The organism is Achromobacter sp. MFA1 R4 (assembly GCF_900156745.1).
Classification (GTDB): Bacteria; Pseudomonadota; Gammaproteobacteria; order Burkholderiales; family Burkholderiaceae_B; genus Achromobacter.
In genome coordinates, this window is the sequence record NZ_LT707065.1 from 2790103 (window position 1) to 2805280 (window position 15178).

At 61.8% G+C, this 15178-nt stretch carries 13 protein-coding genes, 1 rRNA gene and 1 other RNA gene; 9 read left to right on the top strand and 6 right to left on the bottom strand.

Translation table 11 applies throughout. The features are described 5' to 3' along the window. Window positions 1–129: 129 nt before the first annotated feature. The 4 genes from BXA00_RS12770 to BXA00_RS12785 all read right to left on the bottom strand — a co-directional run bounded on the left by BXA00_RS12770 (window position 130) and on the right by BXA00_RS12785 (window position 4862). Window positions 130–1035, bottom strand: coding sequence for an NAD(P)-dependent oxidoreductase (locus tag BXA00_RS12770; protein WP_076518833.1), 906 nt, complete (start codon window positions 1033–1035; stop codon window positions 130–132). A gap of 57 nt (window positions 1036–1092) precedes the next feature. Next, the gene (locus tag BXA00_RS12775) at window positions 1093–2697 is read right to left on the bottom strand and encodes a gamma-glutamyltransferase family protein (RefSeq protein WP_076518834.1); all 1605 of its coding nucleotides are present in this window, start codon (window positions 2695–2697) and stop codon (window positions 1093–1095) included. A 181-nt stretch (window positions 2698–2878) separates the two neighbouring features. After that, on the bottom strand, window positions 2879–4384 hold the full coding sequence (locus tag BXA00_RS12780) for a tripartite tricarboxylate transporter permease (protein WP_076518835.1): 1506 nt from the start codon (window positions 4382–4384) through the stop codon (window positions 2879–2881). 13 nt (window positions 4385–4397) lie between these two features. Next, on the bottom strand, window positions 4398–4862 hold the full coding sequence (locus BXA00_RS12785; RefSeq protein ID WP_076518836.1) for a tripartite tricarboxylate transporter TctB family protein: 465 nt from the start codon (window positions 4860–4862) through the stop codon (window positions 4398–4400). A gap of 479 nt (window positions 4863–5341) precedes the next feature. Between BXA00_RS12785 and BXA00_RS12790 the strand changes: the two genes are divergently transcribed. The 4 genes from BXA00_RS12790 to BXA00_RS12805 all read left to right on the top strand — a co-directional run bounded on the left by BXA00_RS12790 (window position 5342) and on the right by BXA00_RS12805 (window position 7175). Next, on the top strand, window positions 5342–5788 hold the full coding sequence (locus tag BXA00_RS12790) for a hypothetical protein (RefSeq protein WP_076518837.1): 447 nt from the start codon (window positions 5342–5344) through the stop codon (window positions 5786–5788). After that, entirely contained in the window at window positions 5788–6099 is a 312-nt protein-coding gene (locus tag BXA00_RS12795) for a cell division protein ZapA (RefSeq protein WP_076518838.1), read from the top strand. The genes BXA00_RS12790 and BXA00_RS12795 overlap by 1 nt, the downstream gene beginning before the upstream one ends. 42 nt (window positions 6100–6141) lie before the next feature. Beyond that, window positions 6142–6327, top strand: a non-coding RNA gene (gene ssrS / locus BXA00_RS12800) — 6S RNA. An 83-nt stretch (window positions 6328–6410) separates the two neighbouring features. Further along, window positions 6411–7175 carry an SIMPL domain-containing protein gene (locus BXA00_RS12805; protein ID WP_076518839.1) on the top strand — a complete coding sequence of 255 codons (765 nt, stop codon included), beginning with the start codon at window positions 6411–6413 and terminating at the stop codon, window positions 7173–7175. On the opposite strand, the gene lgt is transcribed toward BXA00_RS12805, so the two are convergent. Further along, complete coding sequence (lgt, locus tag BXA00_RS12810) at window positions 7150–7938, bottom strand: prolipoprotein diacylglyceryl transferase (RefSeq protein ID WP_076518840.1); 789 nt, start codon at window positions 7936–7938, stop codon at window positions 7150–7152. The genes BXA00_RS12805 and lgt overlap by 26 nt on opposite strands. A gap of 130 nt (window positions 7939–8068) precedes the next feature. Here lgt and ilvD point away from each other — a divergent pair, with 130 nt between their 5' ends. The 3 genes from ilvD (at window position 8069) to msrA (ending at window position 10704) form a co-directional block, all read left to right on the top strand. Next, window positions 8069–9754, top strand: a complete 1686-nt coding sequence (gene ilvD / locus BXA00_RS12815; RefSeq protein WP_076518841.1) for a dihydroxy-acid dehydratase — start codon at window positions 8069–8071, stop codon at window positions 9752–9754. Further along, entirely contained in the window at window positions 9738–10073 is a 336-nt protein-coding gene (locus tag BXA00_RS12820) for a c-type cytochrome (RefSeq protein ID WP_076521930.1), read from the top strand. Before ilvD ends, BXA00_RS12820 begins: the two co-directional genes overlap by 17 nt. Before the next feature lie 76 nt (window positions 10074–10149). Further along, the gene (msrA, locus tag BXA00_RS12825; RefSeq protein WP_076518842.1) at window positions 10150–10704 is read left to right on the top strand and encodes a peptide-methionine (S)-S-oxide reductase MsrA; all 555 of its coding nucleotides are present in this window, start codon (window positions 10150–10152) and stop codon (window positions 10702–10704) included. A gap of 176 nt (window positions 10705–10880) precedes the next feature. Here the strand turns inward: msrA and hppD are convergent, their stop codons facing one another. Continuing rightward, the gene (gene hppD / locus BXA00_RS12830) at window positions 10881–11993 is read right to left on the bottom strand and encodes a 4-hydroxyphenylpyruvate dioxygenase (RefSeq protein WP_076518843.1); all 1113 of its coding nucleotides are present in this window, start codon (window positions 11991–11993) and stop codon (window positions 10881–10883) included. A 156-nt stretch (window positions 11994–12149) separates the two neighbouring features. Here hppD and BXA00_RS12835 point away from each other — a divergent pair, with 156 nt between their 5' ends. Continuing rightward, the gene (locus BXA00_RS12835) at window positions 12150–12626 is read left to right on the top strand and encodes an Lrp/AsnC family transcriptional regulator (RefSeq protein ID WP_076521931.1); all 477 of its coding nucleotides are present in this window, start codon (window positions 12150–12152) and stop codon (window positions 12624–12626) included. A gap of 923 nt (window positions 12627–13549) precedes the next feature. Beyond that, window positions 13550–15080, top strand: a 16S ribosomal RNA gene (locus BXA00_RS12840). Window positions 15081–15178: the final 98 nt, after the last annotated feature.

Consider the following 15178-nt stretch of genomic DNA (forward strand, 5'->3'; position numbering starts at 1 on the left):
GCAAGCCTTGCGATCTACGCCCTACACCATGAGGGCATGTCCGAAAAAAATGGCGAGCCCCGAGGCTCGCCATTTTTGTTTGGCCGAACTGCAGCCGAACTGCAGCCGAAATGCAGCAGTACTGCCGCGTCAGTCGCGCAGGCGCTTGATGAGGCTGGACGTGTCCCAGCGGCCGCCGCCCAGCTTCTGGACGTCGCCATAGAACTGGTCCACCAGCGCGGTCAACGGCAGGCGCGCGCCGTTGTTGCGCGCCTCGGCCAGCACCAGGCCCAGGTCCTTGCGCATCCAGTCCACCGCGAATCCGAAGTCGAACTTGTCGTCGACCATGGTGCCGCCACGGTTCTCCATTTGCCAGCTTTGCGCCGCGCCCTTGCTGATCACGTCGAGCACCAGCTTCATGTCCAGGTCGGCCGCCTGGCCGAACGCGATGGCTTCGGACAGGCCCTGCACGATCCCCGCGATGCAGATCTGGTTGACCATCTTGGCAAGCTGTCCGGCGCCCGGGGGGCCCACCAGCGTGACCGCGCGGCCGAAGGATTGCGCGACGGGCTTGATGGCGTCGAAAACGGCCGGCTCCCCGCCGCACATGATCGTCAGCACGCCGTTCACCGCGCCGGCCTGGCCGCCGGACACGGGCGCGTCCACGAAGTTCAGGCCCAGTTGCTTGGCTTGCGCATGCAGTTCGCGGGCAACGTCCGCCGACGCGGTCGTGTGGTCGACGAACACGGCGCCCGGCGCCATGCCGGCGAACGCGCCGTCCGGGCCCAGCACAACGCTGCGCAGGTCGTCGTCGTTGCCCACGCAGGCAAAGACGATCTGGGCGTCCGCAACCGCTTCGCGCGGCGTGGATGCGCTATGGCCGCCGAACTCGGCAACCCAGGCCTGGGCCTTGGCGGGCGTGCGGTTATAGACGGTCACGTCATGCCCGGCGCGGGCCAGGTGACCGGCCATGGGCAAGCCCATCACGCCCAATCCGAGGAAAGCGACTTTCTGGGCCACGACCGCGTCGTAGCTCTTGGTACCGATCGTTGCCATGCAATGGACTCCGCTCAATAAGGGTAGGTCTGTTTCAGGACACTAACCTTAACGCAATCAAAAGCCGGCGGCGAGCCCATCGCGTCGGCTGTCGCTGGCGCTGACGTAGCCGTCCACGGCCGGATCGCCCAGGCGCCAGATGAATTGGCCGGATCCGAAATCCATGTAGGGATCGTCCATGCCCTGCAGCACGTGACCGCGCTCGCGCAGGCCGTCGGCGACGGCGGATGAGACCGTCGGTTCCAGATCCACTTCCAGGCCTCGGTTCCATTTCCAGCGTGGCGCGTCGCAAGCGGCCTGCGGTTGCTGGCCGTAGTCCAGCATGCGCACCAAGGCCTGCATCTGGCCCTGCGGCTGCATATTGCCGCCCATGACGCCAAAGCTCATCACCGGCGCGCCGTCGCGCATCAGAAAGCCCGGGATGATCGTATGGAAAGGCCGCTTGCCGCCCGCGACCACGTTGGGGTGGGCCGGGTCGGCGCTGAAGCAGTGCCCGCGGTTCTGCAGGCTTACGCCCGTGCCGGGCACCACGACGCCGGACCCGAATCCCATGTAGTTCGACTGGATGAAGCTGACCATCATGCCATTGCGATCCGCGGCGGTCAGGTAAACCGTGCCGCCCTGCGGCGCATGGCCCGACGCGAAAGCCTGGGCCGATCGCGGATCGATCAGGCGCGCGCGCTCGGCCAGATAATCCGCGCGCAGCATCTGCTCGGGCGCAATCCGCATGTGGCGCGCGTCGGCCACGTGCGCGTAGACGTCGGCAAATGCAAGCTTCATCGCCTCGATCAGCAGGTGTTGCGTGTCGGGATGGTCGATCGGACGCGCCGCCAGGTCGAAGTTCTGCAGGATGCCCAGCGCGATCAGGGCCGCGATGCCCTGGCCGTTTGGCGGAATCTGGTGCAGCGTATGGCCCCGGTACGACTGGCTGATCGGCGCCACCCACTCGGGCGCGTAGTCGCGCAGGTCCGCCAACGTGAGGGCCGCGTCGTGCGCTTGCGCGTGCGCCACCAGCTTGTGCGCGGTCTCGCCTTCATAGAAATCGCGCCCGCTGGACGCGGCGATGCGCTTGAGGGTGGCCGCCGCGCCCGGCAGCACGAAGCGCTCGCCTATGTGCGGGGCGCGGCCGCGCGGCAGGAAGTGTTCGGCGAAGCCGGGTTGCGGCTGCAGGATGTCGGCCTGCGCGGCCCACTTCTGATGCACGATGGGCGTGATGGCGAAACCGCGTTCGGCGTACTCGATGGCGGGCGCCAGGATGTCGGCGAACGACAGGCGGCCCAGCTTTTCGTGCAGCGCGCCCCAGCCCGCCACGCAACCCGGGACGGTGACGCTATCCCAGCCGCGGGCCGGGACGGCGCCCTGGTGCTTGCGGCGGAAATAGTCCACGTTCCAGGCGGAAGGCGCCGGCCCGGATGCATTGAGGCCGTGCAGCCTGGAGCCGTCCCAGACGATGGCAAAGCAGTCCGATCCCAGGCCGTTGCTGACCGGCTCGGTCAGCGCCAGCGTGGATGCCGCGGCAATTGCCGCGTCCACCGCGTTGCCCCCTTGCGCCAGGATCCGCAAGCCTGCCTGGGCGGCGAGCGGTTGCGAGGTGGCGACGACATTGCGGGCAAATACGGGCGTACGGGTCGTCGTATAGGGATTCTTCCAGTCGAAAGTCATGGTGAATCATCGCGTGGGGTAAACCCGTAGCTTAACGTAGATGACTCGACTGGGTACGATTGGTTGCCCGAAGTAATTAATTGTATCTTTCGCGCCGCCTTGCGCGAGCGCAAAAAAAATCCCCGGGTCAGGCCCGGGGATTCTGTGGCGAAGGCGCCGCCGCAGGGCGGCAGGCTTTGCCTTAGTCTTCTTCGACGAAAGTCTCTTCGCGCTTCTTGCGGATGGCCGGCAGGGCCACCAGGATCACCAGGAAAACAGCGACGGCCAGCAGGGTAGCCGACAGCGGACGCGTTACGAAGGTGGAGAAGTCGCCGCGCGACAGCAGCAGGGCACGGCGGAAGTTTTCTTCCATCATGGGACCCAGCACCAGGCCCAGCAGCAGCGGGGCGCCTTCGCACTTGAGCTTCGACCACACGTACCCGATGATGCCGAAGATCGCCGTGGTGAAGATGTCGAACGGGTTGTAGTTCAGCGAATACACACCGATCGTGCAGAACACCAGGATCGCGGGGAACAGGATGCGGTAGGGCACCTTGAGCAGCTTGACCCACAGGCCGATCAGCGGCAGGTTCAGCACCACCAGCATCAGGTTGCCGATCCACATCGAGGCGATCAGACCCCAGAACAGCTCCGGGTGGCTCGTCATGACTTGCGGGCCGGGCTGGATGTTGTGGATGGTCATCGCGCCCACCATCAGCGCCATCACGGCGTTGCCGGGAATACCCAGCGTCAGCAGCGGGATGAACGACGTCTGGGCCGCGGCGTTGTTCGCCGATTCCGGACCTGCCAGGCCGGCCGGGTGGCCCTTGCCGAAGCGCTCCGGATTCCTGGAGATCTTCTTTTCCAGCGTGTAGGAAGCAAACGAGGACAGCACCGCGCCGCCGCCCGGCAGGATACCCAGGGCCGAACCCAGGGCCGTGCCGCGCAAAACGGCGGGAGCGGCTTCCTTGAATTCCTGCTTGTTCGGGTACAGCGAGCCGATCTTGTCGGTGATGTCGACGCGGTTTTCCTTCTGCTCCAGGTTGGTCATGATTTCGGCAAAACCGAACACGCCCATGGCCACGATGGCAAAGTCGATGCCGTCTTGCAGTTCCGGCACGCCGAAGTCGAAGCGGGCAACGCCCGAATTGACGTCGGTACCGACCATGCCCAGCAGCAGGCCCAGCACGATCATCGCGATCGCCTTGGGCAGCGAGCCAGAGGCCAGCACGACAGCGCCCACCAGGCCCAGGCACATCAGCGAGAAGTACTCGGCGGGACCGAACTTGAAGGCCACTTCAGCCAGCGGAGGCGCGAAGGCGGCCAGCAGCAGCGTGGCGACGCAGCCGGCGAAGAACGAGCCCAGCGCGGCAATTGCCAGCGCGGCGCCCGCACGGCCGTTGCGGGCCATCTGGTGGCCGTCCAGCACGGTCACCACCGCGGACGTTTCCCCTGGCAACGCCACGAGAATTGCCGTCGTGGAGCCGCCATACTGCGCGCCGTAATAGATACCGGCCAGCATGATCAGGCCGGCGATCGGGGGCAGCACGTACGTGATCGGCAGCAGCATTGCAATGGTGGGAACCGGGCCGATGCCCGGCAGCACGCCGATCAGCGTGCCCAGGATGCAGCCCAGCAGCGCGTACATCAGGTTCTCGGGCGTAAACGCCACCGAGAAACCCATCATCAGGTGGTCAAACAATTCCATGGCTGGTGGCTCCTTAGTTCATGCCCAGAAACGACGGCCACAGCGGGAAAATCAGCCCCAGCCCCTTGATGAATGCCAGGTACGTGAACAGCACCAGGAAGATGCCGTTCGCGACGGCGACCTTCAGGTTGAATTCATGGCTGGCAAGGCTGCTGACGACGACCAGCACGAACACCGAGATGTACACGCCCAGCAGTTTGAGGATCAGGCCATACAGAACCACGGAGCCCACCACCAGGAAGACAATGCGCCAGTCGAACTTGTCGACGTGCGTTTCATGGGCCTTCTTGGACAGCGAGCTAAGCAGCACGATGGCGCCCAGCAATGCGAGAACGATGCCTAGCCAGAAAGGAAAGTACCCTGGGCCCATTCGGGCAGCAGTACCCATTTGGTAGCTGCCTGCCTGCCAGGCGAATCCCAGTCCAAGGGCGATGAACATCACCCCCGACCAGAAGTCCTGTCGATTGCGTAGCTGCATGATTGGTTGGCTCCTGTTTACAGCATGTAGATAAAAGAGGTTTGTAGCCGGATGGATGCTCGCCGAAAGGCGAGTGACAGGCACAAAAAAGGCACTTCAGGGTGCCATTAGTTATTCTGAAAGCGACGACGTGGTTTCTTGGAAGGCCGAATGGTAATGGACGCCTGCCACGATGCAAACCCTGTAAGGTCGGTGAAAGCCTGGGGTTTTCCCTAGAATTGGGGAACTCCCGATCCTCGTTTGTAACGGGGGCGGAAGATTGAGGGCTTTTTGAAAGCTAAGTGAAAGTTTATAGAAAGAATGGCGAAAGCCGGATCGGCCGGATGCGGCAATTACGACCGATGGGACTTTCCATGGCTTCGAAGAATCGGTAACCTTCGCGCCCCGAATCACCCCCGTATTTCCTACTGAATATTGCCGGGTTTCTCACCTTGCGTGAAGAGGCCCGGTCCAACCCAGGATGGTTTACGATAGCGCCCATGCTGCAAGATCTAGACCAACTCGCCGCCCGAATCGGGCAACTGGTGCAACGCACCCGCCAACTCCACGCCGAGCGCGACACGTTGCGCCTGCGCGTGAACGAATTCGAAGCCGAACAGCGCGCGCTCAAGCAACGCGCCGCCGAGCGCGAAGCCGAGGTCGTCACGCTGCAAAGCAAACTGCAGGATCATGACGGCGCCGTGTCCGCCATGCTCGAGCAGGCCAGGCAGGCAGAAGCCACGCTGCGCGAACAGCTCGCGCGCGAGACCGCCGAGCGTCAGGCGCTCGAGTCCCGCTACGCCGCCCGCGAAAACGAATGGCAGGCCAGTCTGCAATCGCGCGACTCAGAACTACAGCGCCTGCGTGTGGCCGCCGCGTCGGCCCGCGAGCGCATCGACGCCGTACTGGCCCGCTTGCCGGGTGCGCCGTCCGGAGAGCAACACTAATGGAACGTGTAGACGTATCGATCCTCGGCCGCGAGTACTCACTTGCGTGTTCGGCCGAAGAAAAGCCCACCCTGTTGGCCGCCGTGCGCCACGTCGATCAGCTCATGCTGCGCATCCAGGGCACGGGCAAGGTGTCGAGCAATGAACGCATCGCCGTGATGGCTGCATTGCAGATCGCGGGAGAGCTGCTTGCAATGAAAGCACCCGATGGTCCGCTGGGCGGTTTGGCGGTCGGCGACTTCAAGCGTAGAATTGAGGACATGAACGCAGTACTCGATGACGCCTTGTCGGGTCAGGAAAAACTGCTCTAACGTTCATAAGCAGTTCACAAGCAGTATTCAAGATTTTTCAGTTTGTCCCTGCCGTGTTCGTGACTAGGCCATACATTCTCTGAACCTATGTCTTTTTGGCATATTGGTTGCGGGAGTGCAGAGCTGGAGTGATTGTCTCTTGCAGACGAACCCGATGCTCTTCGGAACGCGACCACCTTGAACCTCAGGGTTCGAGATGCCGGCCTTGACGGCACAGGCGGGGCATCTATCCCAGCGGACCTGCCATGCGCGCAGGTCCGCCCCGGGTGCCTCGGCCATCCCCCCTCCGTCCTCCCTCCTAGGACCAGTCCATGTTCAAACACCGTGTTTTTTCGCTCACCAGACTTGGTGCGGCGTGCGCAGCCGTGGCCGCCATCGCAGCCGCCCAGCCCGCTTTCGCCCAAGCCCAGGCGCCGTCCGCAACGCCAGCCGCCGAGCAAGCTGCGAACCGCTCGCCCGAGATGACGCTGCAAGCCATGGCGTCTTCCGAGGTCAAGCAGGACACCGTTCGCATTGCATTGTCCGCGGAAGTCGAGGCCCCGGACCAGCCGACCGCCGGCCAGAAGCTGACTGCCGCGCTCGAAGACGCGGTCAAGCGGGCGCGCGACACCAAAGACGTCGACGTGCGCACCAGCAATTTCAACGTCTGGCCCAACATGAACAACAAGGGAAAGATCGCGTCGTGGCGCGGGCAGGGCGAGATCGTGCTGGAATCCAAGGATTTCGCCGCCGCCGCGGCCCTCGCTTCCAAGCTGTCCGACAAGACCGCCATTTCCAACATCAGCTTCTCGCTGTCGCCGGCCGCGCGCGAGGCCGAAGAACGAAAGCTGCTGAAAGAAGCGGCCCAGGCGTTCAAGGACCGCGCACTGGCCGCGGCCAATGCCTTCGGCTTCTCGGGCTATCGCCTGTCCAAGCTGGAACTCGGCGGATCGGGCGGCCCCGTGCCGATGCCGCGCATGATGGGCGCGGCAATGGCGAAAGGCGGGTCCTACAGTAGCGCCGACGCCAGCGTTCCCCTGGAAGCGGGGAACGTGACGGTCAGCGTCGCGGTCAACGGGACGATCGTTTTGCAGTAAGGCTGAACATGATGGCGCCCAGGGCGACCATCGGCAGGGACAGCCACTGCCCCATGCTCAACCCGCCCGCGAGCAGACCCAGGAAGTTGTCCGGCTCGCGGGTGAATTCCACCAGGAAGCGGAACGTTCCGTAGCCCATCAGGAAGAGCCCGCTCACCTGGCCGAGCGGACGCGGTTTGCTCGAGAACCACCACAGCAACGCAAACAGCACGATGCCTTCCAGTCCCAGCTCATAGAGCTGCGACGGATGCCGAGGCAGCCCGTCGCCGCTATCGGGGAACACCATCGCCCAAGGCACGTCAGTGGGGCGGCCCCACAACTCGCCATTGATGAAATTGCCCAGCCGGCCAAAGCCCAGGCCTAGCGGAATCAACGGCGCGATGAAATCGCTGATCGCAAAGAACGGCAGGCCCTTCTTGCGCGCGAACAGCAGCATCACCAGGATCACGCCGATCAGGCCGCCATGGAAGGACATGCCGCCCTGCCACAGGTACAGCACCTCCAGCGGATGCGACAGGTAATAGCCCGGCTTGTAGAACAGCACATATCCCAGCCGCCCACCCAGCACCACGCCCAGCACGCTATAGAAGATCAGGTCTTCCAGGTCTCGCACATTGAGCGACGTGGTGTGCCCGCTCTTGATGCGGTGGCGGCCCAGCAGGTACACGAGCGCGAAGCCCACCAGGTACATCAGCCCATACCAGTGGATGGCGAGCGGCCCGATCTGCAGGGCGATGGGGTCGAATTTTGGATATTCCAGCATGTTCTGCCCGACACAATAAAGTTGAATGATAATAACCGGCGAGCACTGAAGATTCGCATTGCAAGCGAGCCAGCTTCCCCGGGTGCGTTCGCCATGTCCGCGCCCCGACGGCCGACAGGAGACACTGACCATGCCGCACAACGAACGTTCCCGCCACATCACCCAAGGCGTCGCGCGCGCACCCAATCGCGCCATGTACTACGCGCTGGGCTACAAAGAAGCTGATTTCGAAAATCCCATGATCGGCGTGGCCAACGGCCACTCGACGATCACGCCCTGTAATAGCGGCCTGCAGCGGCTGGCCGATGCGGCCATCGACGCGATCCGCGCCTCGCGCGCCAATCCCCAGGTGTTCGGCACGCCCACCATCTCCGATGGCATGTCCATGGGCACCGAAGGCATGAAATACTCGCTGGTCTCGCGCGAAGTCATCGCCGACTGCATCGAAACCGCCGCGCAGGGGCAGTGGATGGACGGCGTCGTCGTGATCGGCGGCTGCGACAAGAACATGCCCGGCGGCATGATCGCCCTTGCGCGCACCAATGTGCCGGGCATCTACGTCTACGGCGGGACGATCAAGCCGGGCCGCTACAAGGGCAACGACCTCACCATCGTGTCCGTCTTCGAGGCGGTGGGCGAATACACCATGGGCCGCATGCCCGAAGAGGATTTCAAGCAGATCGAGAAATGCGCAATCCCGGGCTCGGGCTCCTGCGGCGGCATGTACACGGCCAACACGATGAGTTCCGCTTTCGAGGCCATGGGCATGAGCCTGCCGTATTCCAGCACCATGGCCAACGAAGACGACGAAAAGGTCGCCTCAGCCGCCGAATCCGCCCGGGTGCTGGTCGACGCGGTCAAGCGCAACCTGCGTCCTCGCGACATCATCACCCGCGAGTCCATCGAAAACGCCGTGTCCGTCATCATGGCGACCGGCGGCTCGACCAACGCGGTGCTGCACTTCCTGGCCATCGCCCATGCCGCCGAAGTGCCCTGGACCATCGACGACTTCGAACGCATCCGCAAGCGCGTGCCCGTGCTGTGCGACCTGAAGCCCTCCGGCAAATACGTTGCCACCGACCTGCATCGCGCCGGCGGCATTCCGCAGGTCATGAAGCTGCTGCTCAACGCCGGCCTGCTGCATGGCGACTGCATCACCATCACCGGCAAGACCATTGCCGAAACCCTGGCCGACGTGCCCGACGCGCCGCGCGCGGACCAGGACGTCATCATGCCCATCGACCGCGCGGTCTATCCCCAAGGCCACCTCGCCATCCTGAAGGGGAACCTGTCGCCCGAAGGGTGCGTCGCCAAGATCACGGGCCTGAAGAACCCCGTCATCACGGGGCCGGCGCGCGTCTTCGATTCCGAAGACGACGCCATGACAGCCATCATGGCCCAGCAGATCCGGGATGGCGACGTGGTCGTCATCCGCTACGAAGGACCCAAGGGCGGGCCGGGCATGCGCGAAATGCTCGCGCCCACCTCCGCGCTCGTCGGGCAGGGGCTCGGCGAAACCGTGGGGCTCATCACCGATGGCCGTTTTTCGGGCGGCACCTGGGGAATGGTCGTGGGCCACGTCGCGCCCGAAGCCTTTGTCGGCGGCCCCATCGCGCTGATTCAAGAGGGCGATTCGGTTACCATCGATGCCCACAAGCTGCTGCTGCAGCTCAACATCAGCGACGAAGACTTGGCGGCTCGTCGCCAGGCCTGGGTCCAGCCCAAGCCGCGTTATACACGCGGTGTGCTTGCCAAGTTCGGCAAGCTCGCCAGCACCGCGAGCCGTGGGGCAGTAACCGATGCATTTGAAGATTAGTCTGTTGGTGGCCGCGGCCGGCGTCCTGGGTGCCGGCGCGGCGCATGCGCAAACCACTGGCCTGGATCTGGCCAAGAGCAAGGCCTGCATGGCCTGTCACCAGGTGGAGGTCAAGCGGGTGGGGCCGCCCTTGCAGAGCGTGGCCGAACGCTATGCGGGGCAGGGCGACGCCATGGTGGACTACCTGGCGGGCAAGATCCGCGGCGGTGGCCGCGGCGCATGGGGCGCCGTCCCCATGCCCGCCCAGACCCACGTGTCTCCCGAAGATGCCCACGCGCTGGCCGAATGGATCTTGTCGCTGGCGCCGGCAAAGCAGTAGCCTTGAATCTCATGCCCCGGCATCGAGCCGGGGGCGCGGGCCGCGCGCAGCGGCCGCCTATCAGTAAGGAATCGTCATGGCAGAACAACCCTCACCGGGCAATGAAGTCGCCGTTCTAGGCGGCGGTTGCTTCTGGTGTGTCGAAGCAGTGTTCACCGACCTGCGCGGCGTCCAGAGCGTGTTGCCGGGCTACAGCGGCGGACACGTCGACAACCCCAGCTACGAGCAGGTCTGCGGCAAGGACACCGGCCACATCGAAGTCGCGCGTATCGAATTCGACCCCGCGCAGCTCTCGTACAGCGATCTGCTGCGCGCCTTCTTCGCCACCCACGACCCCACCACGCCGGGGCGCCAGGGCAACGACGTCGGCCCGCAATATGAATCCGCGATCTTCTGGCAAAACGAGTCCCAGCGGGAGCAAGCAGAGGCCGTCATTGCCGAGGTCGAGGCGCAGCAGGTCTATGATGCGCCCATCGTCACCAAGCTGCTCCCGCCAGCCCGCTTCTGGCAGGCCGAGGACTATCACAGCAATTACTTCGCCTTGCACCCCGAGCAAGGCTATTGCCAATTCGTCATCGCGCCCAAGGTCGCCAAGTTCCGCAAGCAATTCCACGACCGCTTGAAGCGTTAAGCGTTAAGCGTCGCACGACGCGCGTTGTCCCCGAGGCCCCTTTTCGCGGCGCGTGTTTTCGCCGTTCGACAAGGGGCCTTGTCATGGCGGTTGCGCCCACAAAAAACCCCGCCATGCGGCGGGGTTGGAAAATCAGGCGCCCAGGGCGCAACGCCGTGTGCCGGCGTCGCAGGCCCTTATTCCACGGTCTTCACTACGCCGCGACGCATCTGGTCCAGCTCGATCGATTCAAACAGGGCCTTGAAGTTGCCCTCGCCGAAGCCGTCATTGCCCTTGCGCTGGATGATCTCAAAGAAGATCGGACCGATCTGATTCTCGGTGAAAATCTGCAGCAGCAGTCCGCCGCCCGGCGCACCATCCAGCAGAATGCGATTCTGCTGCAGGCGTGCCACGTCCTCGCCGTGGTTGGGCAGGCGACGGTCCAGCAGCTCGTAGTAGGTCTCCGGCGTGTCCAGAAAGACGACGCCCGACTTGCGCAGCGTTTCGACCGTTGCGTAGATATCGTCCGTCGCCATCGCGATGTGCTGGATGCCTTCGCCACGGTACAGGTCCAGGTATTCCTGGATCTGGCCCTTCTCCTCGGTGCCTTCCTCGTTGATCGGAATGCGGATGTTGCCGCAGGGCGACGTCATCGCCTTGGACTTCACGCCCGTCACCTTGCCTTCAATATCGAAGTACCGCACTTCGCGGAAGTTGAAGAGGCGCTCATAGAATTCCGACCACTCCGCCATGCGGCCCTTGTGCACGTTATGCGTCAGGTGATCCACCAGCGTCAGGCCCGCGCCGCGCCAGTTGACGTCGGACTGCGCATTGGCCGGATCCAGCGGGACGAAATCCACGTCATAGATGCTGATGTCGCCAATGCCGCCGTGCCCTTCCTTGCCTGCCCAGCGGTCGACCAGATAGATCAGCGAATCGCCGATGCCCTTGATCGCCGGAATATTCAGCTCCATCGGGCCGCTATGCGAGTCGAACCCCCAAGCGCCCAGTTCCAGCGCGCGCTTGTAGGCGGCGTTGGCGTCCTGCACCCGAAAGCCGATCGCACAGATCGACGGGCCGTGCAGTCGTGCAAAGCGCTGGGCAAAGGAATCGGGTTCTGCATTGATCAGGAAGTTCACGCCGCCTTGGCGGTACAGCGTCACATCCTTGTGGCGGTGCTTGGCAATGGCCTTGAAGCCCAGCAGTTCAAACACCTTGCGCAGGGCGGCGGGGTCCGGCGCGGCATATTCGATGAACTCGAACCCGGCGGTGCCCATCGGGTTCTCCCACGGTTGAAAAGCGCTGCTCATAAGTCTGCTCCCTTGCATGTTTTGTGAGGACGACTTGTTGTTCAAGTCTAGACGCAGATTGTAGGTACGAAGCACGGGCAGACGATTGCAAACATGGCGCGAAAGGGGATAGGTTGAGCAATAATATTGCTCCATACTCAAATTATGAGGTTGAACATGTCCGCAATCGAGCTTGATAGGACAGATTTAAGGATTCTGGCCGAATTGCAGCGGGACGGCCGCCTCAGCAACCAGGAATTGGCCGACAGGATTTCCCTGTCGCCCAGCCCCTGCCTGCGCCGGGTCAGGCGCCTCGAAGAACAGGGTTTCATCAAGAAGTACGTAGCGCTGATCGACGCCGCCAAGGTAGGCCTGGGGCTGCTCGCCTACGTGAACATCCGCCTGAACAAACACAGCGGCTCCAGCCACGCACCCATGAGCGACTTCGCCCGTGACGTCCAGCTCTGGCCAGAAGTGGTCGAGTGCTACGCCATGTCCGGCGACATGGACTATCTGATGCGGATCCAGGTGGCCGACCTCGCGCATTTCTCCCGGTTCGCCATGGACACCCTCATGCGACACCCGGCCGTGATCGACATGCGCTCATTCTTCGCCCTCCAGCAAATCAAGGAAACGACGGAGTTGCGCCTCTAGTCTTGTTGAACGTGCTTCGCAGGCGGGCGCCCGTTCACGCACACCAACCTGCGCCGCCCATGTCTCCCGCGGCGCGCGCTCTATATATAGAGCGTTCTATATAGATAGAGCGAAGAAGGCTGGCGAGTCGTCCCACGCACGGACCAGACCGGGACGAATTGGAAGGTCGTCCCCATAAAGAATCATATTTCTGCAAAATGGGTGTCATGCTGGCGACACACGCCAAATTTCTGTGCTATAGTCTCGCTCCTTCGCTGCTCAAGCAGTTTTGAACAGCGAAGCCAAGCAAGTGCAACAGGTCTGGCGGATTTAGCCAGATCTGCCGCAAAAGCCCTCAGCAGTGGCGGCCACGCGGTTTGTGCAAGGATTGGAGCAAATCAGGCAGAAGCCAGTTGCACGATCCGCAAAAATTGTGCTATAGTCTTGGGCTTGGCTGGTGATGACGGATCAGGGTTTGCCCGAATCCACTCCCAGCCACCTGTGCGGTAACCGGCCCCTGAGTTCAGGGTCGCTTCTAAGAGGCGAGGTTGCAAGATGCGGTGCAAATCAGGCAGAAGCCAGTTGCACAATCTGCAAAAGCTGTGTTATAGTAGAGGGCTTGGCGGTTGCCGAAAAATTAGGGTTTACCCTGAAGTTTCGATAGTCGCTAAGCGCTGAGAAATCGGCGCAGTGATTAGATTGAATTAGCAGTACCCGCTCTTTAACAATTAAACAACCGATAAGTGTGGGCGCTTGGTGCGAGTGCAGCGGTTTGGGTTTCGGCCTTAATCGCAAGCACAAGAAATCAAGTGCTCACTAGAAGTGAAGTACCTTAGACGTCAAGTTTAAGAACATACCTCACTTCCTTTGAGTAGCGACGTATGACCTGGTTTGGATTGGCGTAAGTCAAAACGGACCAAGAATACGAAACAAATACAGAGATTAAACTGAAGAGTTTGATCCTGGCTCAGATTGAACGCTAGCGGGATGCCTTACACATGCAAGTCGAACGGCAGCACGGACTTCGGTCTGGTGGCGAGTGGCGAACGGGTGAGTAATGTATCGGAACGTGCCTAGTAGCGGGGGATAACTACGCGAAAGCGTAGCTAATACCGCATACGCCCTTCGGGGGAAAGCAGGGGATCGTAAGACCTTGCACTATTAGAGCGGCCGATATCGGATTAGCTAGTTGGTGGGGTAACGGCTCACCAAGGCGACGATCCGTAGCTGGTTTGAGAGGACGACCAGCCACACTGGGACTGAGACACGGCCCAGACTCCTACGGGAGGCAGCAGTGGGGAATTTTGGACAATGGGGGAAACCCTGATCCAGCCATCCCGCGTGTGCGATGAAGGCCTTCGGGTTGTAAAGCACTTTTGGCAGGAAAGAAACGTCCCGGGCTAATACCCTGGGAAACTGACGGTACCTGCAGAATAAGCACCGGCTAACTACGTGCCAGCAGCCGCGGTAATACGTAGGGTGCAAGCGTTAATCGGAATTACTGGGCGTAAAGCGTGCGCAGGCGGTTCGGAAAGAAAGATGTGAAATCCCAGAGCTTAACTTTGGAACTGCATTTTTAACTACCGAGCTAGAGTGTGTCAGAGGGAGGTGGAATTCCGCGTGTAGCAGTGAAATGCGTAGATATGCGGAGGAACACCGATGGCGAAGGCAGCCTCCTGGGATAACACTGACGCTCATGCACGAAAGCGTGGGGAGCAAACAGGATTAGATACCCTGGTAGTCCACGCCCTAAACGATGTCAACTAGCTGTTGGGGCCTTCGGGCCTTGGTAGCGCAGCTAACGCGTGAAGTTGACCGCCTGGGGAGTACGGTCGCAAGATTAAAACTCAAAGGAATTGACGGGGACCCGCACAAGCGGTGGATGATGTGGATTAATTCGATGCAACGCGAAAAACCTTACCTACCCTTGACATGTCTGGAATGCCGAAGAGATTTGGTAGTGCTCGCAAGAGAACCGGAACACAGGTGCTGCATGGCTGTCGTCAGCTCGTGTCGTGAGATGTTGGGTTAAGTCCCGCAACGAGCGCAACCCTTGTCATTAGTTGCTACGAAAGGGCACTCTAATGAGACTGCCGGTGACAAACCGGAGGAAGGTGGGGATGACGTCAAGTCCTCATGGCCCTTATGGGTAGGGCTTCACACGTCATACAATGGTCGGGACAGAGGGTCGCCAACCCGCGAGGGGGAGCCAATCCCAGAAACCCGATCGTAGTCCGGATCGCAGTCTGCAACTCGACTGCGTGAAGTCGGAATCGCTAGTAATCGCGGATCAGCATGTCGCGGTGAATACGTTCCCGGGTCTTGTACACACCGCCCGTCACACCATGGGAGTGGGTTTTACCAGAAGTAGTTAGCCTAACCGCAAGGAGGGCGATTACCACGGTAGGATTCATGACTGGGGTGAAGTCGTAACAAGGTAGCCGTATCGGAAGGTGCGGCTGGATCACCTCCTTTCAGAGCTTATGTGCTCGTGTTAAGCGTCCACTCTTATCGGTTGTTTGTTGTGGCTGGCGTCATGTATTTGGCGCAGCGTAGAAACTAACTGATAGCGC